The 24,322-nt window shown below is 40.8% G+C and carries 23 protein-coding genes; 11 read left to right on the top strand and 12 right to left on the bottom strand.

Annotated features, from left to right (window positions below; translation table 11 throughout):
- Positions 1 to 34: 34 nt before the first annotated feature.
- Together FM107_RS18900 and FM107_RS18905 are read left to right on the top strand one after the other, a co-directional pair.
- The gene (locus tag FM107_RS18900) at positions 35 to 1,027 is read left to right on the top strand and encodes a flippase-like domain-containing protein (RefSeq protein WP_256959636.1); all 993 of its coding nucleotides are present in this window, start codon (positions 35 to 37) and stop codon (positions 1,025 to 1,027) included.
- Positions 1,005 to 2,144: a glycosyltransferase gene (locus FM107_RS18905; RefSeq protein ID WP_086950036.1), complete on the top strand. Its 1,140-nt coding sequence runs from the start codon at positions 1,005 to 1,007 to the stop codon at positions 2,142 to 2,144. The genes FM107_RS18900 and FM107_RS18905 overlap by 23 nt, the downstream gene beginning before the upstream one ends.
- Here FM107_RS18905 and FM107_RS18910 read toward each other — a convergent pair.
- Positions 2,137 to 2,889 (bottom strand): lysophospholipid acyltransferase family protein, encoded by a 753-nt coding sequence (locus FM107_RS18910; RefSeq protein WP_086950037.1) that lies wholly within the window; start codon positions 2,887 to 2,889, stop codon positions 2,137 to 2,139. The genes FM107_RS18905 and FM107_RS18910 overlap by 8 nt on opposite strands.
- A gap of 239 nt (positions 2,890 to 3,128) precedes the next feature.
- On the opposite strand from FM107_RS18910, the gene FM107_RS18915 reads away from it, so the two are divergent.
- Positions 3,129 to 4,484, top strand: coding sequence for a S9 family peptidase (locus FM107_RS18915; RefSeq protein WP_086950038.1), 1,356 nt, complete (start codon positions 3,129 to 3,131; stop codon positions 4,482 to 4,484).
- A 52-nt stretch (positions 4,485 to 4,536) separates the two neighbouring features.
- Here FM107_RS18915 and FM107_RS18920 read toward each other — a convergent pair whose 3' ends face one another.
- Genes FM107_RS18920 through FM107_RS19440 form a run of 3 tightly spaced genes read right to left on the bottom strand, consistent with a single transcriptional unit; the run spans position 4,537 to position 6,495 of the window.
- On the bottom strand, positions 4,537 to 5,247 hold the full coding sequence (locus FM107_RS18920) for an SDR family oxidoreductase (RefSeq protein WP_086950039.1): 711 nt from the start codon (positions 5,245 to 5,247) through the stop codon (positions 4,537 to 4,539).
- 4 nt (positions 5,248 to 5,251) lie between these two features.
- On the bottom strand, positions 5,252 to 6,166 hold the full coding sequence (locus FM107_RS18925) for a lysylphosphatidylglycerol synthase transmembrane domain-containing protein (protein ID WP_086950040.1): 915 nt from the start codon (positions 6,164 to 6,166) through the stop codon (positions 5,252 to 5,254).
- 11 nt (positions 6,167 to 6,177) lie between these two features.
- On the bottom strand, positions 6,178 to 6,495 hold the full coding sequence (locus FM107_RS19440) for a hypothetical protein (RefSeq protein ID WP_143559539.1): 318 nt from the start codon (positions 6,493 to 6,495) through the stop codon (positions 6,178 to 6,180).
- Positions 6,496 to 6,553: 58 nt separating this feature from the next.
- Here FM107_RS19440 and FM107_RS18935 point away from each other — a divergent pair, with 58 nt between their 5' ends.
- The 3 genes from FM107_RS18935 (at position 6,554) to FM107_RS18945 (ending at position 9,577) form a co-directional block, all read left to right on the top strand.
- Complete coding sequence (locus FM107_RS18935; RefSeq protein ID WP_086950042.1) at positions 6,554 to 7,123, top strand: lipocalin family protein; 570 nt, start codon at positions 6,554 to 6,556, stop codon at positions 7,121 to 7,123.
- 246 nt (positions 7,124 to 7,369) lie between these two features.
- On the top strand, positions 7,370 to 8,515 hold the full coding sequence (gene gmd, locus FM107_RS18940; protein WP_086950070.1) for a GDP-mannose 4,6-dehydratase: 1,146 nt from the start codon (positions 7,370 to 7,372) through the stop codon (positions 8,513 to 8,515).
- Positions 8,516 to 8,614: 99 nt separating this feature from the next.
- Positions 8,615 to 9,577, top strand: coding sequence for a hypothetical protein (locus FM107_RS18945; RefSeq protein WP_256959637.1), 963 nt, complete (start codon positions 8,615 to 8,617; stop codon positions 9,575 to 9,577).
- Between the two features lie 231 nt (positions 9,578 to 9,808).
- Here FM107_RS18945 and FM107_RS18950 read toward each other — a convergent pair whose 3' ends face one another.
- The 5 genes from FM107_RS18950 to FM107_RS18970 form a co-directional block, all read right to left on the bottom strand.
- Complete coding sequence (locus FM107_RS18950) at positions 9,809 to 13,552, bottom strand: HAMP domain-containing sensor histidine kinase (protein WP_086950043.1); 3,744 nt, start codon at positions 13,550 to 13,552, stop codon at positions 9,809 to 9,811.
- Positions 13,553 to 13,644: 92 nt separating this feature from the next.
- Entirely contained in the window at positions 13,645 to 14,421 is a 777-nt protein-coding gene (locus tag FM107_RS18955) for a succinate dehydrogenase/fumarate reductase iron-sulfur subunit (protein WP_179204548.1), read from the bottom strand.
- 57 nt (positions 14,422 to 14,478) lie between these two features.
- Positions 14,479 to 16,413, bottom strand: a complete 1,935-nt coding sequence (locus FM107_RS18960) for a fumarate reductase/succinate dehydrogenase flavoprotein subunit (protein ID WP_086950044.1) — start codon at positions 16,411 to 16,413, stop codon at positions 14,479 to 14,481.
- Between the two features lie 46 nt (positions 16,414 to 16,459).
- Complete coding sequence (locus tag FM107_RS18965; protein ID WP_086950045.1) at positions 16,460 to 17,233, bottom strand: succinate dehydrogenase cytochrome b subunit; 774 nt, start codon at positions 17,231 to 17,233, stop codon at positions 16,460 to 16,462.
- A 176-nt stretch (positions 17,234 to 17,409) separates the two neighbouring features.
- Complete coding sequence (locus FM107_RS18970; RefSeq protein ID WP_086950046.1) at positions 17,410 to 17,991, bottom strand: porin family protein; 582 nt, start codon at positions 17,989 to 17,991, stop codon at positions 17,410 to 17,412.
- 64 nt (positions 17,992 to 18,055) lie between these two features.
- On the opposite strand from FM107_RS18970, the gene FM107_RS18975 reads away from it, so the two are divergent.
- The 5 genes from FM107_RS18975 to msrA all read left to right on the top strand — a co-directional run bounded on the left by FM107_RS18975 (position 18,056) and on the right by msrA (position 20,529).
- Positions 18,056 to 18,271 carry a hypothetical protein gene (locus tag FM107_RS18975; protein ID WP_086950047.1) on the top strand — a complete coding sequence of 72 codons (216 nt, stop codon included), beginning with the start codon at positions 18,056 to 18,058 and terminating at the stop codon, positions 18,269 to 18,271.
- A 3-nt stretch (positions 18,272 to 18,274) separates the two neighbouring features.
- A complete protein-coding gene (locus FM107_RS18980) occupies positions 18,275 to 18,616 on the top strand; it encodes a tRNA-binding protein (RefSeq protein ID WP_086950048.1) in 342 nt (113 codons plus the stop codon).
- Position 18,617: 1 nt separating this feature from the next.
- A complete protein-coding gene (locus FM107_RS18985; protein ID WP_086950049.1) occupies positions 18,618 to 19,082 on the top strand; it encodes a nucleoside deaminase in 465 nt (154 codons plus the stop codon).
- 96 nt (positions 19,083 to 19,178) lie between these two features.
- Positions 19,179 to 19,787 carry a superoxide dismutase gene (locus FM107_RS18990; protein WP_086950050.1) on the top strand — a complete coding sequence of 203 codons (609 nt, stop codon included), beginning with the start codon at positions 19,179 to 19,181 and terminating at the stop codon, positions 19,785 to 19,787.
- A 70-nt stretch (positions 19,788 to 19,857) separates the two neighbouring features.
- On the top strand, positions 19,858 to 20,529 hold the full coding sequence (gene msrA, locus FM107_RS18995) for a peptide-methionine (S)-S-oxide reductase MsrA (RefSeq protein ID WP_086950051.1): 672 nt from the start codon (positions 19,858 to 19,860) through the stop codon (positions 20,527 to 20,529).
- Between the two features lie 81 nt (positions 20,530 to 20,610).
- Here the strand turns inward: msrA and recA are convergent, their stop codons facing one another.
- The 3 genes from recA to FM107_RS19015 all read right to left on the bottom strand — a co-directional run bounded on the left by recA (position 20,611) and on the right by FM107_RS19015 (position 24,315).
- Positions 20,611 to 21,633 (bottom strand): recombinase RecA, encoded by a 1,023-nt coding sequence (gene recA, locus FM107_RS19000; RefSeq protein WP_086950052.1) that lies wholly within the window; start codon positions 21,631 to 21,633, stop codon positions 20,611 to 20,613.
- 74 nt (positions 21,634 to 21,707) lie between these two features.
- Positions 21,708 to 22,364, bottom strand: coding sequence for an endonuclease III (gene nth, locus FM107_RS19005; protein WP_086950053.1), 657 nt, complete (start codon positions 22,362 to 22,364; stop codon positions 21,708 to 21,710).
- A 328-nt stretch (positions 22,365 to 22,692) separates the two neighbouring features.
- Positions 22,693 to 24,315, bottom strand: a complete 1,623-nt coding sequence (locus FM107_RS19015; RefSeq protein ID WP_086950055.1) for a S8 family peptidase — start codon at positions 24,313 to 24,315, stop codon at positions 22,693 to 22,695.
- Between the last annotated feature and the right edge of the window lie 7 nt (positions 24,316 to 24,322).

Raw genomic sequence — 24,322 nt, forward strand, 5'->3', positions numbered from 1 at the left:
ATTAGTTTAGGTTTCGTGAAAAATTAGTAACATTGTGTTTTTATCTTCAAGATTGACAAAGCGACAAAAAAAATACTTAAATCTCGGAATTAAACTCACTATCGTGGGTTTGGCAACTTGGTTTATTTTTCAAAAAGTCAATGACCAAGAAAACCTCTTGGAGTTCCAAAATCTCATGACGGGTGTGGAGCCGGCAGTCCTCCATATTACGCTTATTTGCGTGGTCGTGATGATGTTTTTTAATTGGGCGCTAGAGGTCGTGAAATGGAAGTTCCTAAGTAGACGGATCGAGCAAATAAGTTGGGGAAAAGCCGTCAAGTCAGTTTTTTGCGGTTTGACGTGGGCGATTTTTACACCTAATCGAATTGGTGAATACGGCGGGCGTGTGCTAATACTTAAAACTGAAAATCGTGCTGCAGGAGCTGTTGCAATGGGAGTAGGCTTATTCGCTCAGCTTGTGCTCACGAGCGTCTTTGGTGCATTAAGTATTGCATGGTTTGTTGCAACATATCTGCCAACGCCTAGTTCTGTGAAATTTGGTATATGGCTTTTAGGAGTGATCTATGCAGTTGCGTTTGTCGTTCTCTATTTCAACGTACACTGGTTGGATTATTTAGTAGGGAAGTTTAAGTTTTTAAAAAAAATAAAACCATCATTTGCCATTTTAGAGGAGTTCAGTCCGCGTGAACTCCTGTACGTCCTGGCACTTTCGTTAGCCAGATTTATAATATTTACCTCACAATATGTACTTCTTATGGTGATCTTTATTCCTGATCTTCCGTTTGTTTCGTTAGTATTGATGATATTTATCTTATTTTTTGTACAGTCTGCGCTTCCTTCCTTGGATCTATTTGATTTCAGTGTGCGTAGTTTTGTAGCCAGTAATTTATACAGCTATATTACAACCCAGGAAATTGCTGTAATGGCAATTGTATCATTTATTTGGTTTATCAATTTAATATTGCCAGCAGTGGTTGGTTCTGTATTCGTTTTTAATGTGAATTATGTCGGTAATAACAGGTCTTAGTCTATTTCTGATAGCGACGCTTGCCGTCTATATTGTCTTAATGTTGTATATGCGGCGTGGGTGGTCTTTAATAAAACCTTATCGCGGTTCATCGGATCCGATTAGTACCAAAGTATCCATATTGATTGCTGCGCGTAACGAGCAGAACAATATCGGCCGAACAATCGAGGCTATATTGAAACAAGAATTTCCTAAGAAGCTTTTGGAGATTATCGTGGTCGATGACCATTCTACGGACAATACTGCGTCGATCGTGCAATCCTATGCGGACCAGGGCGTACGTCTGCTGCAATTGAATGAAGGAGATAAACTAAATTCGTATAAAAAATTAGCGATTAAGCGCGCGATAGATATCGCAACAGGTGCGGTGATTGTTACCACCGACGCAGATTGTAGGATGGGTACTAAGTGGCTGAAGACAGTAATAAGTTGTTTCGAACGTACCCAGGCGTATATGGTCTCTTCACCAGTTATTTATTCGGAAGAAAAGAGTTATTTTGAACGGCTCCAAACCTTAGAATTCCTTTATTTGATAGGACTCGGCGCGGCTGGGATTGGAAATGGTAGCCCCACAACCTGTAACGGAGCCAATCTAGCTTACCGCAGAGATGTGTTTTATGAAATGGGTGGTTTTACTGGAATCGATAACTTGGCCTCGGGAGACGATGAGCTCTTATTACACAAAGTGGCAGAACAATATGCCGATCGTATTTTTTTCTGTAAGTCTCTGGATGCTGCAATTTATACTGATGCGAAAACGACGCTTGGATCGTTTATTAATCAGCGCCGCAGATGGGCATCAAAAAGTACGAAGTATAAAGATAAACGCGTTGTTGTATTGGGAGTGAGCTTTTGGGCATTTAATTTAGCAATGATAGTTGGATTGACCCAGTTCTTGATTAACCTACCTGAAATTCATACACTATTCTTAGTTGCCCTAGGTATGAAAATCGTGGCCGAACTTGCATTTATCTACCCAATTGCTGGTTTTGCCGGTCGTAAGGAATTAATGTATCAGGTGCCGATACTCACTTTGGTGCACGCGTTCTATCTCGTTTATATCGGTTTAGCAGGTAATATGGGGAAGTACGACTGGAAAGGGAGGAAAGTTAACTAGAGGGAAGCTCGTGTTCGACTTTTTCTTTAATGATAACGTGGGCTTTATTTACAATTTCTTCTATGTTTAATCCTTCGGTGTCGATTGGATCGAGTATTTCCCAACTCATCGATGTGAAGGGGCGGAGGGGAAACGCCCCATGTTTTACCATTTGATAGGAGTTTTTTATTGCAATAGGAACCACTAAAGCAGTGGGGTTTTTCTTCACTAAAGTGGCAATTCCGCCAATCGAAAAAGGCTTCATCTTTCCAGTCTTAGTGCGTGTGCCTTCGGGGAAAATGAACGCGGACCAATTGTTGTTCTTCATGTTTTCGGCCAACTTTAGTATTTCTGCGATTGATTGTTTAGGGTCAGACCGGTCAATGTTTGCGGCCCCACCGTTCCGAAGGTTAAATGATATACTTGGTATTCTAGCTTCGGCTAGTTCAATTTTTGAGATAAACTTTCCGTGAAACCGTCGTAGAAAATATATTAACGGTGGAATGTCGTACGTACTTTGATGGTTTGCAACAAATATAATGGGACGGTCTAAAGGGAGATTCGTGTTATCGATAAACTTCGTCCGATTAAAAAGAATATAATTGCATGCAACGAGTAGACCGTTTAGTATGTCGACGCTCCATTTGTGTGCATTATACCCGCCGAATTTAAGACATAACCATTGAACTGGGTGAAATATGATTAAAGTCAGTGTGAAGCATAAGTAAAAAATAGGCGTAAGTACAAATCCCAATAGTTTTCTCATAGTTTGAAATTTCGAAAAAATATATTTATCAAAATTATGCTTTTTTTCGTTTTCGGCAACACTAAAACGGTGTAATCAAAGATTAATTCATTTATCTGATCAATTTCGATATTGCACTAATACGGGTACAATTCACCAAATTCATATTCGTTATTGTTAACTAGGTACGAGTTTTGTATATATTGTGACGCCTAGGTGCAGGCAGATTTGAAGTGATGACCCGAAATATTTGATAGTGTATGCGATTAGTGTTTTTAATAATATTAGTAGTGCAGTTTTATGGCTGTATGGGCCAAGATATGGAGGGAAACTGGCGTGGTTTTCTAGACGTGCAAAGTGTGAAGTTGCCCGTGGAATTTAGGCTTGAGAAAGATTTAAATGAGGTTTGGACAGCAAGCGTAGTTGGTCCTGCAGAAGCCGCCAGCGCATTGCAGTTCTCGAGCGTTAAAATAAAAGGAGATTCGATCTTTTTGGCCAGTAGCCAGAATATGATTTTCTTTGAGGGCACTCAGGTAAGTTCAACGAAAATCGACGGCGTTTTCAAGCGTGGAGATAAAAGTATTCCATTGGTTCTGCATTCTAATGTGAAGGAAGTAAGGCGTCGACCGCAAACCCCCAGTGCACCTTATCCCTATGATACGGTGAAGGTGAACTTCTATAACGAGTTCGACCAAGTGAAACTGGCAGGCACTTTAACCCTGCCACGCGAACAGGCACAATTAATGCCCGCTGTTGTAATGGTTACCGGTAGCGGTCCACAAGATCGGGATGAAACCGTGGATGGGCATAAGCCGTTTAAAGTTATCGCGGACTATCTTACAAGACGGGGGATCGCAGTTCTTTGTTTTGATGATCGCGGCGTGGGAAAGTCAAAAGGAGATTACCCCAATAGTACGATCGGTGATTTTAGTAAAGATGTCATAGGTGCCCTGGATTATTTGCGGGAGCAAAAGAATGTCGATCCGAATAATATAGGGATTATAGGACATAGTGAAGGCGGGTTAATTGCCATGTTAGTTGCAGGTCAGCGTTCCGCAGAAGTGAATTTTATAGGTTTATTAGCGCCACCAGCGATCGCGATCGACTCCTTGATGGTGTTGCAAGCATATGAAGTGGGTCGCTCCGTAGGGCTTTCCCAAGAGGAGCTCCAGCATGCACGCCTGATAAATCGGAAAAACTTTGCGATTGTTAAAAGTGATCTCTCTGATCAGGACGCTTATTTGCAAATTATGAATAACGTTTCGTCCGTTTTCCCAAACCCAACGCAAGACCAGAAAAATGAATTCAGAATGCTCGTTACGCCACCTTATCGTTATTTTATGCGGATCGATCCTGTACCGTTCATTCGGCAGATCAATGTTCCTGTTTTTGCCGCGTATGGTACCAAAGATGTACAAGTGCCCTACGCCGTGAACCTAGAGAGCCTGACTAAAAATCTACCAAGTGGATTGGAACCTACGTTAAAGGTTTATGAGGGACTTAACCATTTTTTTCAACGTGCAAAAACAGGAAGTATAAGTGAGTACGCTCAATTAGAGGAAACCTTTAGTGATGAGGTAATGGAAGATTTAGTTGAGTGGCTCCACAGCATGTAATGCCACGCAAGAGATAGATCGTAGATTTATACGCTGTTCTTGGACGCTGTTCCTAGGGAGTTGTATTCGCTACAGGGAGTACTTTACCATTGTAGAATTTATGGCCATTTTGTGCAAACTCTGCGATATATCGTCCCATTTCAAAAGCGAGCGTACCGGCCTGCATCGAAGGGAATGCCGCTTCGAACATTTCCGTTTGCGCGGAGCCTAGGGCTAAGCAATTTACGCTAATTTCCTGCTCTTTAAATTCTTCAGCAAGGCATTCGGTAAGAACCGCAATCGCTGCCTTGCTGGCTGAGTAGGCGGCTAATCCGGGAAATTTGACAGATCCTTGATAACCTCCCATACTTCCGATATTTACAATATGGCTTCCTTTTTTCATCAAGGGCACCACATGTTTTATCATTTGGACATGGCCAAACAAGTTTGTTTGAATGACTTGCGTAAAATCCTCGATTGTCGTTTCTAGAAAAGGTTTGTTCACCAGCATGCCTGCGTTATTAATTAGAATGTCGACCGTATCAAATTTTGATTTGATAAACGGTATAAGGCTGCGTTGGTATTCGTCGTACACGATATCAAACTGTGCGGGAAAAAGCTGACCGCCATCGGGGTTTAACGATGTCGCTATTTCATGCAATTTACGCAGCTTGTCAGCGGAACGCGCCAGCGCGATGACTTTGTTGTCCTTGTTTGCCGTTAGGTCCAACACAGCTTCAAATCCGACGCCGCTGCTTGCTCCAGTAATTATAATATTTGCCATAAGTTTATTCTTCTTTTTCGAGTTCCTGTTCTACTTCGGTAGCAGAAGGCATTCTGTCGGTTCCTAACCGACTCGGACGTATAATGTAATAAATACCGGAGGTCGCAATTAATAAGGATATCACGTAAAACACCAAGCTAATTAACACCGCTAAATGACTGTCTAATTGAAAATACTCTGCGCCAAAAGTCATTAACGACTCCCGTAGGCCAACACCGCCTAAAATGGACGGTACGATCGCTACAAGTGAAGATAGTAGAAAAATTAATAAGTAGGGAGAGAATTTCCCTTGGAAGTTCATTGCGTATAAAATAGCTACCGCACTCAAGACTTGAAACCCCTGCACAGCGAGTGCTTTAATATGCGTTTCGATAAATCGCTTAAAAAAGTTCCTGAAAAATAAATGCATAACATACAGGTAAGTTGCACTCCCTAAGACTAGGCACGCGATGGTAACTGTATTCGGGATTTCGAGTCTAGGCATAAACATAACCAGTACCCCCGTTATTATTCCTAACGCCCATAGTCCGCTAAGGCGATCAAAAAAAACAGCACTTAATATTTTTCTACCTCGAATATTATGGTTTTTTTTCAGGAAATAGATTTTGTATCCGTCACCGCCGATCCCTCCAGGGAGGAAGAAGTTGTAAAGCAATCCAAGTTGATATAATCGCATGTTATAGCGTTCACTTACATTTAAGCCTATTGCTTGTAAAAAGGTGTTCAACCTGGAAGATGCAATAATTTGGGATATTGCATAGCTCAATAATCCGAGCAGAAAATAACCGGGACTGCAATTCTCAAATGCTTCTTTTAAGTCGTTAAATGATATTTTTGTGGAGACCCAATACAAGGCTATCAAGGTAATAATGACCTTAAAGATATTATTAGAAACTGTCCATATTCTTTTTTTGTACATGTAGACTATTTTTAATTAAACATGCCCAGAACACGGGTGTAAAATACGATGAGGTACAAGCAGGTGAATATTCCCGCCAGCGCCATTAGCCAATTCAGTTCGATGCGCTCATATTTGTTCTTTAAAACGGCGACTAATAGGGCAATAAAACTTAACAAAAGTAATATTGGTGATATAATGGACCATACCGAGGGGAAACTTACTTTGGATTCCAGTGTATCTGCATCGGTGAAATATACGACAATCGGTGCGGCAATTATAATTACAGTCAACCTAAGTACAGCTTTAGCTACTATTTTGCTTATGGTATGATTTTTGGACTGACTCATCAAGGGTTTTTTATATATTTGCGAATATACTCAAAATTAGAAAACTAAATTTTACATTATGCGAAAACATATCTTATCAGCATTCACTTTGATTGTATGTATGCTGTTGTTGGCTTCTTGTGGAGCACAGAAGAAGTCTAGTAATGGATCAACATCTACGCAGAGTTCCGGCTCCGTTGGTCAGAATGATCCTTCCGCAGGGCAGTGGCGTAGTGGTTTAAAAGGTAAATGGATCTTGAATTCAGTCGATCGTGAAGATATTCCCTCCGCATACACCATTAAGAATATTTTTGACGAAGCGCCAGTGGACTGTTTTGTAGGTTCTACATGGACACTTCCTGGTGGGAATCACAGAGGTTCGATTACGTTCAATGCATCGGGTACATTGTGCGCTGACGGCGCTGTGCGAGCAATAGTTTGGTCGGTATATGATAATAAAAATGATAATGTACAACCCGAGTTTCAATTTAAGAAAATATACGCTGGGGAAACACCGAAGAATGTCACGACAGGCTACAGACTTGATCTTTCTTACACCGATGGGGAATCATTGGTGATGAGAATGCCAATTCCGTTGGATGAAGGCAGTGGTAATCTTGTTTTTAACTTTAGTAGAGTGGAAGACTAGACATCGTTAATATATCGCTCATAAATTGAGTGTACTTTGAAAGCCTGAGGATCATTTCTCAGGCTTTTATATTTTTTGATTTTATTGAACATAAAATTGCTTCTAATCGCCTAAGTATCTTTCTGATTTTAAATTTTCGAACACTACGAAAAAAACGAGGATGATTTCTGCCATTATTCCCGAGCGCATGTTAATAAATTGATAAAAAGTTTTAATAATTGTTATTTTTGTCATATGTCGAAAAGTATGGATAGTCCTAAAATAGCATTTATTACAGGTATAACTGGGCAAGATGGCGCCTATCTCGCGGAATTTCTTTTGAAAAAGGGATATATTGTTCATGGATTAAAACGCCGTTCTTCTATGTTTAATACGGATAGAATCGATCATCTCTACCAGGATCCACATGTGAGTAAACGTAATTTTATTCTGCATTATGGTGACTTGACCGATTCCTCTAATTTGATTAGAATTGTTCAGGAGGTACAACCCGACGAGATATACAATTTAGCCGCGCAATCTCATGTTAAAGTAAGTTTTGATACACCCGAATACACCGCCAACGCAGATGCAATTGGAACACTTCGCATATTAGATGCGGTACGCTTATTAAATTTGGTAAACAAGACACGTATCTACCAAGCTTCCACATCGGAACTGTATGGGCTGGTACAAGAGGTTCCTCAAAATGAGCGTACGCCATTTTACCCACGTAGTCCTTATGCTGTTGCGAAAATGTACGGCTATTGGATCACCGTAAATTACCGTGAGGCTTACAACATGTACGCGTGTAACGGTATACTTTTTAATCATGAGAGTCCCGTACGTGGGGAGACATTTGTAACACGTAAGATTACACGGGGCGTTGCAAAAATTGCGCTTGGCCTTCAAGATAAACTCTATCTTGGTAACCTTTCGGCGGAACGTGATTGGGGCCATGCAAAAGATTATGTGGAGGCGATGTGGTTGATGCTTCAGCAAGATAAACCGGAGGATTATGTTATCGCAACTGGAGTAACCACGTCCGTGCGTGAGTTTGTTCGAATGGCATTTGCTGAAGTTGGCGTGGAAATCGAGTTTAGTGGTAAAAATGAGAATGAAAAAGGGGTAATTATCGACTGCGATATGGAAAAATTGGCCGAACTGAATATTCCTGCTGAAAATATTAAACTTGGTCAAAACGTAGTTAAGGTGGATCCAGCTTATTTTCGTCCGACGGAGGTGGATTTGCTTATTGGCGACCCTCGCAAAGCCAATACCCAATTAGGCTGGACACCTAAATATGACTTGTCAAGTCTTGTGGAGGAGATGGTCGCAAGTGACTTGCAACTGATGCGTAAGGAAGAATATATAAGAAAGGGAGGCTTTGAGGTTATGAATTATTTCGAATAAAAAATCAATCCCTGATAATGTGTTCGTTGGAATAGTTTTTGCTGAGTAACACATTGTTAATATTTAAGTTGCTTTAAAGTAACGGAGAAGAAGATAATAATGCAAGAAATACAAGATTTAGAAGATATAGAAAACGATGCCTCCTTTGATTCGTCTGTAAAGAATATTGAGGAGCCTGCGAAGAAAAATAACTCGAAAATATATTTTTTCATCATTGCAATAGCAGCCTTACTCGCGACGAATGTTTATTTTTATGTTAAATTCAAGTCTTCGGGAGAAAAGCTGTATACGATGGCGATTCAGAAGCAGGACTTACAAATAGAAATCGATCGTATTGAAGCTGAATTAGACAATCTGGTGTCCCTAAAAGGCGATAATCCTGACGATGTTTTAGAAGAGTCCGAAAGTCGGGCGCGTGGAATTATTAAAGGCCTACGTGCTAAACTCGAAAATCAAACGATAACCGAAGACGATATTTTGTCGGCGAGGAAAGAGGTCGCAGCATTGAAAGGAGACGTTTCGAATCTTCGCATCAGCCTCAATGAATTAAAGGTGAAGAATGAACTGCTGAAGCGCGAAAATAGTGTGCTGGCAAACCAAATAACCTATGTTGATCAGCAAGTAAATACGCTTTCGCAGGAAAACACGGTATTGAAAGATCAGGTAGTCGCGGCTTCGGCATTAAAAGTATCCAATATTCAAGTTAACGGTGTCTCAATTTCTAAAAATGGAAATATCGACGTGGAAGCAAAAGCACGTCGAGTCGGCGAACTTCAGATCTTATTTTCCATAGCTGACAATACATTGGCCAAGGCGGGAACCAAAGAGGTTTTTGTACGCATTATCGATCCTGTAGGGAATTTATTTGGCGATGCTGACGACATTTTTTATGTGCATGGTGAGAAATTACAATACACATTTAAAGATCTAATAAAATTCACTAATAAAGGGGAGGAATATCAGTTTATGTGGCCATTGGATAAATTTCAGAAAGGAGCATACACTGTTTTACTTTATAATGAGAATGCGATTATGGGACGGGCGGGACTTGTCCTAAAATAATCGTGTAATAATATATACAAAGAAATTTTTACACATTTTCAGTGCAAAAGAGGGTCCCATAAGGACCCTCTTTTGCATGGCGTATATTATTAGTGGAAACCCGTATGGCTCCCTTTTGGCTTTTAGGGCATTGGGAGTACGCCATTAAATTTGTCGACCGTATACTGCTGTGTAACAGAAGTATTCTCCTCCCCCTTAACGCGCGCAAGTGCTAGCGCCAATAATCGAGTTCTATTCTTCCAGTTTGGGTAACGTGATAAAAAACGTTGTTCCTACGTTAGCTTTGGTAATAAATCTTATTCGACCACCAATCCCGGTTACGGTTTGCTTTACAAAAGCGAGCCCAAGTCCCGTTCCCGAACTTTTGGTGGTGAAATTAGGTTTGAAAATATTGGGAATTACCTCGTCGGGGATTCCGTAGCCGTTGTCATCAATCCGAATAATGATCCATTTGTCATCTTTGTAATGAAGATTAACGTCAATACGTACTCTTTTTCGTCCGATACTAGCTTCGATAGCATTCTTGAACAGGTTATTGAACGATCGCAGTACTTGATCTCTATCACCAAGAATGAAGACTTCGTGGTCATTCGTATTATTTGTCAACAGGATACTCGTATGGGTGGAACTATTGAATAAATTCATCGCTTTTATGATTTCCTCGATCAAGTTTATTTTAGTCAAATTCGTTTCCGGGAGTTTAGCAAATGCAGAGAACTCCGTTGCAATCGTTGATAGGCTATCGATCTGTTCGATGATAGATTCAGAGATTCTTTGTAGCCTTTCGGTAAATCGCGGATCTCCCGCGTTATAGGTGCGTACGAGTTGTTGAATGCCAAGCTTCATCGGTGTAAGCGGGTTTTTTATTTCGTGTGCAACCTGCTTGGCCATATCGCGCCACGCCTTCTCTCGCTCAGCATCGCGAAGTTGTTTAGCACTTTCTTCAAGCTTAACAAGCATATAGTTGTATTCTTTGATCAGCATGCCAATTTCATCGTTGCGCCCCCAATAAAGAGGCTCATTGATCTTACTGGAAAGCTGTGTTTCGGCAAGTTTTTGCCGTACAATATCCAATGGTTGTGTGATTTTTCGCGACAAGGCGACGGCGATAAACCCAAAAAGAATAATAATAAACGTATAAATATTTAATATGGTGTTTAGCAACAGATTTTTGCTCGCCATGGCGTCTTTTTCGGCTGTATAGTAAGGAATGTTAATATAGGCCATGGTCTTATAATTTTCATCCTTTAGCGTGGAGTAAACGGAAGCGAATTTAAAGTTCGAAATGCTTTCCTGTTCGTAAGCTTCCGATTTTCGCAATATGGCAAGCTTATTTAACGCCGAAGGGTTAATGTAATTGGAAATTAATTTCAAATCGAAAATCCGCGGCTGCGAGGAATATAAGAGTTTCCCACTGCGGTTGTAGAGATTGAAGTTTGTCATCGTCGAAGGAGCCATATCTTTAAGCATAGCCACCATTCTGGAATCTAACCCGTTTTTGACGCTACCTAGGTGATTTTCAATGCGCTTTGTGATTTCCGAGATCTCACGCATCCGATTGATCGTCGTCGACTCCTCTATTTGACGATTTATGCTGATAAATGCGATTGCCCCGGAAATGAAAATACCCAATAGTACCGATAGAATCACTAATGCCTGAATCCGTGTACTATATTGCGTATTGTTGAACAGTAAACGGAAATGATAGCGTATGCGTCGCCACTTAAAGGATCTATCTGTGATCGTTTTGATCATGTAGTTGGTGACATTGAATACTCCAAAAAACACAAGTAGAACGATAAATATAATGGAACCCAATGCGAGAAACTCCCAAAGTGTCGTCTTTTGCTTGCTAATGACGATGGACGTATAAGGATCTGGTTTGTACCCTAAGTGGACATAGTTGTCATTCTTTTGAATCTCACTGTATTGTTCGATTTTATTTTCTAAAATCAGATCCGTCTCCGGATAACTGTAGGCGCCATATTGCGTAACAAGGCTACCTCCTTTATACAACGCGTAGGAATTGTCACGAATCGTTTCCGATTGCCAGTTTGGATTTTGGTTGTCCGAGAGTATTTCGGGGTAGGGGAGTGAGGTTCTGTAAGATTGGTTTTTAAGATTAAGATATATATGATACCGTTTATCGGGTTCCTGTTCGTAGGGCACGGATATATGCGTGATATATTCATGTGTACCCAGTTCGCTACGTAAGCGATAGAAGTTGGTGGTTAGCGGAATTTTTATCGCACTTTTAATAACATCTTCCCGAAATTCGGCCGCTTTGTTTACTTCGTAGTTTTGTAAAGGTCTACCGTCATTGTTGTAATAGTATGCCTCAAAATCGAATTTGGAGAGGTACCCACTCAGGTATCTCGTTTTTATGTAATCGGTAATATACGCGACATTATTCGAGTTATCGTTTAAGTTAATTATCTTCTCTAAACGAACATCATCAATAATACTCTTTTCGAATTCAATAAAAAGAGAGACTGCATTCATATCATCCTCGGCGAGCAAGTGCGAAATAGCGAGCTTCATGGTCTCGGATTTTTTAATGCGGTTATAGTGATTATATGTTATGACCGAAATACTGGAGATCAATAATATCGTAATTATAAATACTGATAGTTGATAAGGGGTTGAATCTTTATATGTTCTATAGGTTCGAAGGAAAATGAGTATACCTAAGAAGATACAAAAGAATACGTTTAGACCGATGAAAGTCATGACGATTAGCGATATAATTAGACATATTAGCTCGATATTTAACAAAAGGGTGATGTCGTTCAGTAAATTACGTATCATTTCTAAAACACCGTCGATGTATAATATCAGCGTCGCGATATTGAAGCAGAAAAGTATAAGACAAACCCAGCCATAGAAATTTAGATCAAGGATCCGCGTGAAATCTTGCTCATACAACGGAGAGTGCGTAAGCAATGTCCCAAGAAAATAATACATGAGCTGGGCGGTTGCATATATCGAAAAAACACCAATTATTGAGATTGCTATGGGTGCATAACCTTTGAAAATGAAACTTGGGAGCGTTAATTTTTGTTGGATTATTTTGATAAAACAAATTAACCAAAATATGGATGCAGTAGTTGTTAAATAGGACCATGTATTTGGCAGAAATTCGTTATATGCATAATATTTAGGATCAAAGAGTTCCAAACTCGAGTGTATAGATAACCAATTGGATTTTAGATCAAGGTAGTGAACCATGATTAAAGCTGCCAGCAGCAGCAGTACAGCAAGCCAAGGATACTCATTTTTAACAAGGTGTAAGCAGACGCTGTTAATGAGAACCAAAAAGCAAATCATGGCTGCCACCCAACAGATGAACTGCAGGGTGATGTATATATTGTCCTTCTTGCCTTCGATGAGTTTTACCGAGAATAGATAACTTTTGTCTTTACTGTATATATTCCGAATATTTTTGTCGTCATTGTATTGGGCAATCTCAATATTGTTGACATTTATGTCAGGGAGAAAACTGTTTTTAAGGAGCCTGTTGGTACTTTGGAAATTATCTCGGATAGGAACAAGGGCAAGCACGGATATCCCGTGATTCAACTCTTTTTTACGAACAAGGAAAGATCGATTCTCTGATTGCAGGTACGATGTTTCCCGACGTAGTCCTACATCAGTAACCGGTACATATATGTTGGTTGACCAGTGGATAACTTGGTTGTCACGATAAATATAGAAGTATATGTTTTCTTGGGCGAGTTCATTGCTTATCGTGGATACTTGGATAGGGAAGTTGTCAACATTCTGGAAAGTCTTACTCACGAGTGTGTCATTTAGCACATCTTGAATGCGATCTTCAAACTCATGAATCTTTGAAGTGAGTTTACGCTCGTCTAACGAAAGTATGTCTTCACTAGTGATCGTAAGATGGATCGTTATCGCAGTACCCACCAAGGACAAAGTTAGAATTAAGAGTAGGATCCGAATCTTGGTAAGCATTTAAGTCGCGTTTCGTGAATTGTAAATATAAAAAAAAGTCCCTGCTATTTAATAATAACAAGGACGCTAAATTTATTGAAGTAAATGTACGACTAATGTACGTGTACATCTTCTTCACGGAAGAATTTCGCTGTGAAATATTCACGGTTCATTCTTGCGATATTCGATAATTTAATCCCTTTCGGACATTCCGCTTCACATGCACCCGTATTGGTACAGTTACCAAACCCTTCGGTATCCATTTGATCGACCATTGCCTGAGCACGTTCGTATCTCTCGGTTTGACCTTGTGGTAATAAGGCGAATTGTGAAATTTTAGCAGACACAAACAACATAGCAGATGCATTTTTACACGCAGCCACACACGCTCCACAACCGATACATGTTGCGGATTCAAAAGCTTCGTCAGCGACACGTTTAGGGATTGCGATCTCATTGGCATCTGGTACCCCGCCCGTATTGACATTCACGTAACCTCCGGCTTGTTGGATTCTGTCAAATGCAGTACGATCTACCGCTAGATCTTTTAATACAGGAAAAGCTGCTGCTCTCCATGGTTCAATAACAATAGTTTGACCATCGTGGAAGGAACGCATGTGCAATTGACATGTTGTGATTCCATATTTAGGTCCGTGGGGGCGCCCATTGATCACTAATGAACACATTCCACAGATACCTTCGCGACAGTCGTGATCGAAGTATACAGGATCTTCACCTTTACGGGTTAGTTCCTCATTCACGACGTCAAGCATTTCTAAGAAAGACATATCATCAGCAATGTCGTTCGCTTGAATAGTCACGAATTGACCTTTTGTTTTGTCATTTTTTTGACGCCAAATCTTAAGCGTTAAATTCATATGTTGTGCCATGATAATATTTTTAAGCACGGGAAGGGAGAGGAGTTGTGACGATTCTCCCTTGTCCGACTATTTATAACTTCTTTGTGTTAATTTGACGTTTTCAAAAATCAAGTCCTCTTTATGAAGAGTTTCTTCCTGATTCTCGCCTTTGAATTCCCAAGCTGATACAAAAGTAAAGTTTTCATCATCTCGTTTTGCTTCGCCTTCTTCGGTTTGTGATTCGAGTCGGAAGTGACCTCCACATGACTCTGCACGACCTAAGGCATCATCGACCATTAGCTCGCCCAGTTCGATAAAATCTGCAACACGTCCAGCTTTTTCTAACGACATATTCAGTTCTTCATTTTCGCCGAGAACTTTGGCGTTCGTCCAAAACTCATTCTTTAACTCTTTAATAAGTCCTTTAGCTGTCGTTAATCCTTCAGCCGTACGCGCCATCCCACAATATTCCCACATGATTTTACCCAGTTCTTTGTGGATATCGTCAACTGTTTTTGTACCGTTAAGAGCCAACAATGTGTTAACTTTTCCTTCGACTTCTTTACGTGTTTGTTCGAATGCCGGGTTTGTCTTATCTATAGCTTCAAAGGATCCTAATTTAGCAAGGTAATCTCCCACAGTATAAGGAATCACAAAGTATCCATCTGATAAACCCTGCATCAATGCAGACGCACCAAGACGGTTAGCGCCGTGGTCTGAGAAGTTACACTCGCCCAGGGCATATAATCCCGGAACGGTGGTCATGAGGTTATAGTCAACCCAAATACCGCCCATTGTGTAGTGAACAGCAGGGTAGATACGCATTGGTTGTTCGTACGGGTTTTCATCCGTAATTTGATAATACATATCGAACAAGTTACCATATTTTGCAGCAACTGTGTCTTTACCAAGACGACCGATAGATTCGGCAAAATCTAAAAATACCGCGACACCTGTTTTTCCGACCCCACGACCGTCATCAACCATCTCTTTTGCATTACGAGATGCAACGTCACGAGGAACAAGGTTACCAAACGACGGGTACTTGCGTTCCAAGAAATAATCTCTATCTGCTTCTTGTATGTCAGAAGGTTTTAACTCTCCTTTACGCAACTTAGCCGATAGTTCTTTAGTTTTAGGAACCCATACACGTCCGTCGTTACGTAAGGACTCAGACATCAAGGTAAGTTTTGATTGATGGTCGCCCGTTACCGGAATACAGGTTGGGTGGATTTGTGTGTAACAAGGGTTAGCAAAGAATGCACCACGTTTGTGTGCTCTCCATGCTGCGGTAACATTACAGCCCATTGCGTTGGTTGATAGGAAGAACACGTTTCCATAACCACCCGTACAAAGCAAGACCGCGTGGCCCTCATGCGATTCGATTTTACCTGTGATTAAATCACGGGTAATGATACCACGAGCGTGTCCATCGATTTTGACTAAGTCTAACATCTCGTGCCGCGTGTACGAGGTTACTTTTCCTTTTTGTATTTGACGGTTTAGCGCGGAGTACGCGCCCAATAATAGTTGTTGTCCAGTTTGACCACGTGCGTAAAAAGTACGGGACACTTGCGCCCCACCGAATGAACGGTTGTCTAAAAGCCCGCCGTATTCGCGAGCGAACGGTACGCCTTGTGCCACACATTGATCGATGATGTTAACAGATACTTCGGCTAAACGGTAAACGTTGGCCTCGCGTGCGCGGTAATCGCCACCTTTAATGGTATCGTAAAATAAGCGGTAAACAGAGTCACCGTCGTTTTGATAACTTTTAGCAGCATTGATTCCTCCTTGGGCTGCAATAGAGTGGGCCCGGCGAGGAGAATCTTGATAACAGAAGGTTTTTACATTATAACCTAATTCGGCTAACGATGCCGCTGCTGAAGCACCGGCTAATCCTGTTCCAACAACGATAATCGTGAATTTACGCTTGTTGGCCGGGTTAACGAGCTTCATGTCAAATTTATGTTTTGACCATTTTTCGGCTAACGGGCCTGCAGGTACTTTTGAATCTAACATATTTAAATACTTTATATTTAACAGATATGTTTATATATCTATAATATTATTTAACGAAATAAAAATATAATGGCATCAGTGCAAATAACACAGGAATAATTACACCAAATACCCATACACCTAAAAATTCAATAATCGGTACATATTTCTTGTGCGATAGGCCCAACGTTTGGAATGCGGACTTGAAACCATGGATAAGGTGAAATGCGAGCGCCGCCATAGCTATTACATATAAAATAACTAAGCCGATATTTTGAAACGCGAAATCTACTTGTTTGTAAAGGTCACGCGCTTTTACAATTTCAACATTGTTTTCTATTGTTGTTTGGAAGTCATTGAAGTCCGCGGCTTGAATTTCTCGCGCAGCCGTTGCCCCAGTAGCAAGATCCGTACGGTACTCGATGTAAGGAACCTGGTCATTGTGATATTTCCACCAGAAGTTTTGTAAATGGGTAACTAAAAATACTAAGATTATTGTTCCGAGAATCCCCATGTTGCGTGAGTTCCATTTACTATTCGATTGACCATCGTACTTTTCGTAGCCGATAGGACGGGCAGCTTTGTTTTTTAAGGACAAGACTAGTGCATAGATAGCATGAATAATAATTGATGCGTAGAGTAGGTAAGAAACTACTTTAATTGGCGTAAAATGCGTCATGAAATACGCATAGTTGTTGAAAGCGTAACCTGCGTCGTCTTTAAATAATTGCATGTTACCAATCAAGTGAACCACCAGGAATGTACATAAAAAAATCCCCGTTAAGCTCATGATTAGCTTTCTTCCTAAGGAAGAACTTAATGCTGGCTTTGAATTACTCATTATCCGTTATGTTTATATTAATTTGGCAAATTTATCCATTTGATAACACAATTCTGACAAATGCTCCGAAAAACAAATAATTTAGAATTGTTCTAATCAGAAAAGGGCTACACCTAATAAAATTAAGGTAGCCCAGCATATTTTAATTGATTGCGTTGTTGGTTTAACGTGGTATTCTATAAGATAGCAAAACCTAATCCAATTGTCCACATACGTATCTTTTGGTTATAATCTGGGGATTCATTTAAATCACTTAATCCGTGTTCGTAGCGTAGGTCTATCGTAAGCTTGCTGATGTCCGCTCCGATACCACCGATAACTCCTGTCGAGGTTTTCTTATACTTGTCCCAATCTACCGCGGATGATAAACTCACCTTGCCATCTTGCGCAAAAGAAAACACAGGACCGGCTTGGATTCTAAAACCGACTGGACCTATACCTATTTTAGTCCCTAATAACACGGGAACATCGAAACTTTTAAATGTAGCATCGCCATTCTCAGTTTCCGTTTTAAAACCGATCTTTTTGTTGGCATAATAGGCCTCCGGTTGAACATGGAAACCGGCAACACCAACGCGTCCCCATAATCCAAGTTGATAGCCCGTTTTGGTGTCAGAGTTGAATACTTTCCCTTCCGAAGTTAAGCTTGAGAACCCTAATGCGCCTTTTACACCAAACTTAATGCTCGGAAATAGTTGTGCCTGCGCAGCGCTAATCGCAACAACCAGACAAATTAAAGTAAGTAGAGATTTTTTCATGTGAAAAATATTTGTTTATTTTATTAAATTACAATATTAACGTATTTATTTCAATTATCGATATATGAGCACACTTAAAATATCAGCAAAGGATTGGGAAACTCTCAAAATAAAGCTAAGCAGAAAGTACAATCATCTTACTGACCAAGATTTGTTGTATACAGCTGGGCAAGAAGAAGATCTAGTTGATAGACTAGCGCGGCGACTGCGGCGAAATAGGGAATACGTGTTGTTCACCATTTCCAAAGAATTGTCTGATTTAGAATCTAACAGCTTGTAAGAGGTGGGGAGAGAGATTTCGTGGGAAGACTTCCATACGGTGGATTTGCGAGTGGGAACAATAATTCAAGTTGATGATTTTCCGCAAGCACACAAACCGGCATATCAATTGCGGATTGATTTTGGGGATGAAGTAGGTGTGTTAAAATCAAGTGCACAAATTACTTATCATTATAAAAAGGATGAACTTATGGGTAAACAGGTAGTTGGTGTTGTCAATTTTTCAAGAAAACAAATAGCAAGTTTTATGTCCGAGTGCTTGATTACTGGCTTTGCAGATGATGAGGGCCATATTGTACTAACAGCCGTTGAGCGTCAGCTGCCGAATGGATCAAAATTAATTTAGTATGCGGATTTATCAATTTGACGAGGAAGAGATTCCGGTAACCGACGAAATATTCATGGCCGAGGCGTTAAAGCAAGCTCATATTGCCCTCGAGGAAGACGAGGTGCCAATAGGGGCAGTAATCGTAAGTCAAGGTAAGATTATTGGTAAAGGTTATAACCTAACCGAACGATTAAATGATGTCACTGCGCATGCTGAGATGCAGGCATTTACAGCTGCCTCGAGTTTTATGGGGGGGAAATACTTAAAAGACTGTACCTTATACGTAACCGTGGAGCCATGCGTGATGTGTGCGGGAGCTTCGTACTGGACGCAAATTTCGAAAGTAGTCTATGGTACGCTGGACGAGAAAAGGGGGGCGTCCAGACATGGTAATTTATATCATCCCAAAACGCTCGTGATAGGAGGGGTCATGGAGAGTTTGTGCAGTGAGCTTATAAAATCATTTTTTCGTAATAAAAGATAAATAATTACGAATATTCTCCGCTGGTTAAAACAGAAGGTGCATTGAATTTGTTATATTCGTAATATTAACAATTCTTAGTATCAAAAAAATTATATTATGGCATTTGAATTAGAAGCATTACCATACGCAGCGGATGCGTTGGAACCACACATCGACAAAGATACAATGGAGATTCACCATGATCGTCATCACCAAGCATACGTAGATAACTTAAACAAAGCTATTGCTGGGACAGATGCAGAGGGTTTGTCTCTGGAGGAAATAAATAAGAATATTTCAAAGTACGCTGCCGGTGTACGTAATAATGGTGGAGGGCACTTTAATCATAAATTATTCTGGTCTGTTTTAGGCCCGAATGCAGGTGGAGAGCCAACGGGCGAGTTAGCAGAGGCGATCAATGCGACGTTCGGTTCTTTTAGTGAGCTTAAAACGCAATTGCAAAATGCGGGAGCTACACGTTTTGGATCAGGATGGTCTTGGCTAATCGTTAAAGCCGACGGTCAATTAGCAGTGACATCTACGCCAAACCAAGACAACCCATTAATGGATGTAGCCGAAGTCCAGGGAACACCAATTTTGGGTATTGACGTTTGGGAACATGCGTATTACTTGAAATACCAGAACAAACGCCCAGCTTATCTTGAAGCAGTCTTTAATGTTGTTAACTGGGGTGCAGTTGCTGAACGTTTCCAAGCAGCGAAATAGTTTTAACAAATCGAATTATAGCGGGCGGTAATTGTAGGATTATCGCCCGCTTTGTTTAATGGACATGAGAATGAGTGAGAAAATAATTACGTTAACCTTTTGTGGGTTATTCAGTCTCCTGGTTCTTACCGCATGTGCTCAGGAGCGAACACAACCTAAGAAGCCCGTAACTCCCGAATACGTAAAAGCTTCTTCCAATGGAATGGCAACCTTTGGTGCGGGATGTTTTTGGTGTGTAGAGCCACAATTCAACTTACTTGAAGGTGTAGATACCGTGCTCTCGGGGTATTCTGGAGGGGCGACCGAAAACCCAACCTATCAACAGGTTTCTACCGGTCGCACGGGATACGCTGAAGTCGTTAACGTGCAGTACGATACGGCAAAGATTAGCTATGATGAGTTACTCGAAGCTTTCTTTTTGACACATGATCCCACGCAGATAGATAGACAAGGGAATGATGTGGGCACGCAATATCGCTCGGTAATATTTGCACATTCGCCGGAACAGCGAGAAAAATGCCGTTATTACATCTCGAAACTTGAAAGGGCACATGTGTATGATATGCCGATTGCAACATCCGTGAAAATGTTTGAGCGCTTTTATCCAGCAGAAGATTTTCATCAACAATATTATCAAAACAATAAGGATGCCCCTTATTGTTCCTTTGTTATTCAACCGAAGATGGATAAATTTAAGAAGATTTTTAGAGATAAAATTAAGGCTTCTGCCCTCAAAAATTAGGGGGCTCTCCACAAGGGTATTAAAAAAGGTTATCACTGTGCGTAATAACCTTGTAATATCAGGAGGAAAGTCAGCTTGTTGTTACTCAGCTAGGGCTGCTTTCTCGTCGAGCGCTGTCCCATCTACTTTTGCTCTGATTTTTTCTTCTAACTCATCGCTTAGATCAGGATTGTCTAATAATAACGATTTCACAGCATCACGACCTTGGCCGAGCTTGGTGTCGCCGTAACTGAACCATGAGCCTGCTTTTTTTACGATTCCATATTCTACACCCAGATCGATTATTTCTCCCACTTTTGATATTCCCTGGCCGAACATAATATCGAACTCTGCGATTCGGAATGGAGGAGCAACCTTATTTTTAACGATTTTTACTTTTACGCGGTTACCCGATACTTCATCCGAATCTTTAATCTGCGAGGTACGGCGAATGTCTAAACGTACCGAGGCATAAAATTTCAGGGCATTACCACCTGTAGTCGTTTCGGGATTACCAAACATTACGCCGATCTTTTCGCGTAATTGGTTGATGAAAATACAGCAGCAGTTTGTCTTAGAAATTGTACCGGTGAGTTTTCGTAGAGCTTGCGACATTAAGCGCGCTTGAAGACCCATTTTAGAATCTCCCATTTCTCCTTCGATCTCGCCTTTTGGTACTAAAGCAGCAACCGAGTCAATAACGATTACATCAATTGCGCCTGAACGAATTAAATTGTCCGCGATTTCCAAACCTTGCTCTCCATTGTCAGGTTGAGAGATTAATAAGTTCTCGACGTCAACGCCCAGCTTTTGTGCATAATATTTGTCAAAAGCATGCTCGGCATCGATGATGGCAGCGATACCACCTTTTTTTTGTGCTTCGGCGACAATATGTGTAGCTAAAGTAGTTTTACCCGATGATTCGGGACCATATATTTCTATAACACGTCCTTTTGGTACACCACCAATTCCTAAGGCGATGTCTAGCCCTAGGGAACCTGTCGATATTGATTCAATAGGCTCAACCGCAGTATCGCCTAACTTCATTATAGCACCTTTACCATATGATTTTTCAAGTTTATCTAAAGTTAGCTGTAAGGCTTTTAGTTTATCAGAATTGCTCATCGTTTTAGTATTTGTTAATCAAAAATAGGGTAATTATTTCTTATGTGCAAATTTATTTTGCTAATTATGTTAGATTATTTCGTTTGTTTATGTTGGTATGTAGTCTCAAAATATTTGCAAAAATAGGTGATCGGACATTCTTTGCACTTGGGTGTTCGCGCAACGCATATATAACGGCCATGAAGAATAAGCCAATGATGTGCAACGGCAAGTGTCTCTGTTGGTAGATATTTCACTAACTGTTTTTCCACCGCGAGGGGCGTCGAAGCTTTACTGGTTAGTCCAAGCCTATTGCTGACCCGAAAAACATGGGTATCTACAGCCATTGCCGGATTGTTAAAGACAACCGAAGAAATAACATTGGCAGTCTTTCTGCCTACGCCAGGAAGTTTAATTAAATCCTCTATTTTTTCCGGAACGACACTTTCAAAATCGCTTACCAGTTTTTTTGCCATGCCAACAAGGTGTTTCGCTTTATTGTTAGGGTAGCTAACTGACCGGATATAGGTAAAAACCTCATCCGACGTACTCGCAGCGAGTGACTCGGGTTCGGGGAAGCGTTCAAATAATGCAGGAGTCACCTGGTTTATGCGTTTGTCAGTACATTGCGCCGATAGTATGACGGCAACCAATAACTCGTATGGCGAGGAGTAGTTTAACTCTGTTTTGGCGTCTGGACTATGCGTGGAAAAGTAAGCAACGAATTCGCGATATCTCTCTTTCTTTAACATGTACCAAAGATATTCAAAATCGGTATTAAAAAACAAAGTCTCTATTTTTTGTTTAGAGACTTTGACTAGTTACTTTATTAAGCTTTTTGAGAAATTTAAGATATTCTCAATGACCCTCGGATTCGGTTCTTTTAGTAGTTTACTGAAACTATTCTTTAGCCTTTCATCGAATATTTCATCTGTTTTGCTAACCATTGTGTCCTGAGCTTTACTTAATTCGGTATCTTGTTCTTTTGTAGTAAAGTGTTCAACCATACGCCTTTTGTTTTATGTGATTACTTATAAAACGCACGATCAAATTTTATATTATATTAAATTTAACATTTTTTCACTTTTTTATTCCAATATAGCGTTCAGCCTCTTCAATCGCAGCTCTCGCATTAATAATCCCTCCAGATACACTTATTTCATCGAGATAGACCTTCTTTGTCGTTCCTCCGCTCTTAATCTTTACTTTCTCATCGATTTTTGTAACTGACTTCATGATGATGTCTTTTACTTCTTTTGCTGTGAGTTCGGGATAGTACGAACGGATTAGGGCCGCCAGTCCCGCTACCACGGGCGAGGCCATACTCGTTCCGTCTTGTTCTTTGTAGTTTGATTCGGGCATAGTGGAGTTTATTTTTACGCCCGGCGCAAATACGTCGACTGATTTATAACCGTAATTGGAAAAACTAGCCAATAGCTCATCATTCAATCCCGAGGAGGTAGCACCGACGGTAATCCAATTATCCACTTCACCGGTAATTGCGCCTAAGCTGTCCGTGAGGTATTTCATTGGGTAATTTTGGGTCACATCGTTGTTTTCTGAATCATTACCCGCCGCGTGCACTAATAGGACATCTTTTTCTTGCGCGTATTTAATCGCTTCGTCGACCACTTGTTTATTGTATGCGTAGCCTTTTCCGAAGCTCATGTTTATAACTTTTGCACCATTATCAACTGCATATCGAATACCATTGGCTACATCTTTGTCGCGCTCATCGCCATCAGGAACTAAGCGTACGCCCATGAGCCGAACATTGTTCGCAATACCGTTAACGCCGAGCCCGTTCTCTCGCTTAGCGCCGATGATTCCCGCGACATGGGTGCCGTGTTCGGCATCTGGACCTTTGATGTCGGGGTTTCCATAATGACGCTCTGATGCGTCGTCGTAATTATCACCCACAATAGAGCGTGAATCGTATTCTTTGTTAAGATGGTACATTGTTTGCGCGTTGAAGTATTTTACACCTTCCTCAAGGTCTCTATAGAAATCAGCGAAGTTTGTACCGTCGAGTCCACGTTTTAACATCCGTACGGCCATCTTTTCCCTGTCGGATTCAGGTTTCATGGCCGTGATATCCGATACGGTAATATCCTTAGGGTCTTTATCCAGCTTAGTTACGATTTTATCTGTTTCTTCTTTTAAAGTACCATAGTTCAAGTTCCCAAAGTTTGCTTCGTCAAGCTTCGTGGTGTAATCAGAAACCATTCGTTGGTAGGTAACAAATTCACGGCGTTCGGCCTCTGTTAAGGAAGTTGATGGTAGAACTGACATGTATTTCGGTTCCAATCGTCGGATCTGCCGAGTCACCTCGAGATTATCGTACTGAACATTTTCGCCCGTTGAATTTCCGAGAAAATTCCAGCCATGTATGTCATCGATGTAGCCGTTGTGGTCGTCATCCTTACCGTTATCGGGAATCTCCTTGGGATTGACCCACATGACATCTTTTAAATCTTCGTGGTTATAATCAACTCCACCGTCAAGTACACCAACGACGACCAAGCTAGATTTTTTGTCCTTTAGCAGGTCATAGGCTTTTTCAGTACTAATGCCGCGAACACCATCCTCTGCGTAATCAAGGTTATACCAATTTTGTGGGTTCTTTGTTTGCTCCTGGGCATGCCCCAAGAATGGAAGTATACTAATACCTAATAAGGTGTAATGTTTCAATTTGCTTATCATATGTGTC

The organism is Sphingobacterium sp. JB170 (assembly GCF_900163865.1).
In the GTDB taxonomy this organism is placed as follows: domain Bacteria; phylum Bacteroidota; class Bacteroidia; order Sphingobacteriales; family Sphingobacteriaceae; genus Sphingobacterium.

Excerpts from the sequence above, each read along its gene's own strand:
- gmd (WP_086950070.1), top strand. The coding sequence starts at position 7,370 with ATGGATAGTCCTAAAATAGCATTTATTACAGGTATAACTGGGCAAGAT.
- msrA (WP_086950051.1), top strand. The coding sequence starts at position 19,858 with ATGAGTGAGAAAATAATTACGTTAACCTTTTGTGGGTTATTCAGTCTC.
- FM107_RS18990 (WP_086950050.1), top strand. The coding sequence starts at position 19,179 with ATGGCATTTGAATTAGAAGCATTACCATACGCAGCGGATGCGTTGGAA.
- nth (WP_086950053.1), bottom strand. The coding sequence starts at position 22,364 with ATGTTAAAGAAAGAGAGATATCGCGAATTCGTTGCTTACTTTTCCACG.
- recA (WP_086950052.1), bottom strand. The coding sequence starts at position 21,633 with ATGAGCAATTCTGATAAACTAAAAGCCTTACAGCTAACTTTAGATAAA.
- FM107_RS18905 (WP_086950036.1), top strand. The coding sequence starts at position 1,005 with ATGTCGGTAATAACAGGTCTTAGTCTATTTCTGATAGCGACGCTTGCC.
- FM107_RS18965 (WP_086950045.1), bottom strand. The coding sequence starts at position 17,233 with ATGAGTAATTCAAAGCCAGCATTAAGTTCTTCCTTAGGAAGAAAGCTA.
- FM107_RS18935 (WP_086950042.1), top strand. The coding sequence starts at position 6,554 with ATGCGAAAACATATCTTATCAGCATTCACTTTGATTGTATGTATGCTG.
- FM107_RS18985 (WP_086950049.1), top strand. The coding sequence starts at position 18,618 with ATGCGGATTTATCAATTTGACGAGGAAGAGATTCCGGTAACCGACGAA.
- FM107_RS18950 (WP_086950043.1), bottom strand. The coding sequence starts at position 13,552 with ATGCTTACCAAGATTCGGATCCTACTCTTAATTCTAACTTTGTCCTTG.
- FM107_RS18910 (WP_086950037.1), bottom strand. The coding sequence starts at position 2,889 with ATGAGAAAACTATTGGGATTTGTACTTACGCCTATTTTTTACTTATGC.
- FM107_RS18920 (WP_086950039.1), bottom strand. The coding sequence starts at position 5,247 with ATGGCAAATATTATAATTACTGGAGCAAGCAGCGGCGTCGGATTTGAA.
- FM107_RS18915 (WP_086950038.1), top strand. The coding sequence starts at position 3,129 with ATGCGATTAGTGTTTTTAATAATATTAGTAGTGCAGTTTTATGGCTGT.
- FM107_RS18925 (WP_086950040.1), bottom strand. The coding sequence starts at position 6,166 with ATGTACAAAAAAAGAATATGGACAGTTTCTAATAATATCTTTAAGGTC.
- FM107_RS19015 (WP_086950055.1), bottom strand. The coding sequence starts at position 24,315 with ATGATAAGCAAATTGAAACATTACACCTTATTAGGTATTAGTATACTT.
- FM107_RS18975 (WP_086950047.1), top strand. The coding sequence starts at position 18,056 with ATGAGCACACTTAAAATATCAGCAAAGGATTGGGAAACTCTCAAAATA.
- FM107_RS18955 (WP_179204548.1), bottom strand. The coding sequence starts at position 14,421 with ATGGCACAACATATGAATTTAACGCTTAAGATTTGGCGTCAAAAAAAT.
- FM107_RS18970 (WP_086950046.1), bottom strand. The coding sequence starts at position 17,991 with ATGAAAAAATCTCTACTTACTTTAATTTGTCTGGTTGTTGCGATTAGC.
- FM107_RS18945 (WP_256959637.1), top strand. The coding sequence starts at position 8,615 with ATGCAAGAAATACAAGATTTAGAAGATATAGAAAACGATGCCTCCTTT.
- FM107_RS18960 (WP_086950044.1), bottom strand. The coding sequence starts at position 16,413 with ATGTTAGATTCAAAAGTACCTGCAGGCCCGTTAGCCGAAAAATGGTCA.
- FM107_RS19440 (WP_143559539.1), bottom strand. The coding sequence starts at position 6,495 with ATGAGTCAGTCCAAAAATCATACCATAAGCAAAATAGTAGCTAAAGCT.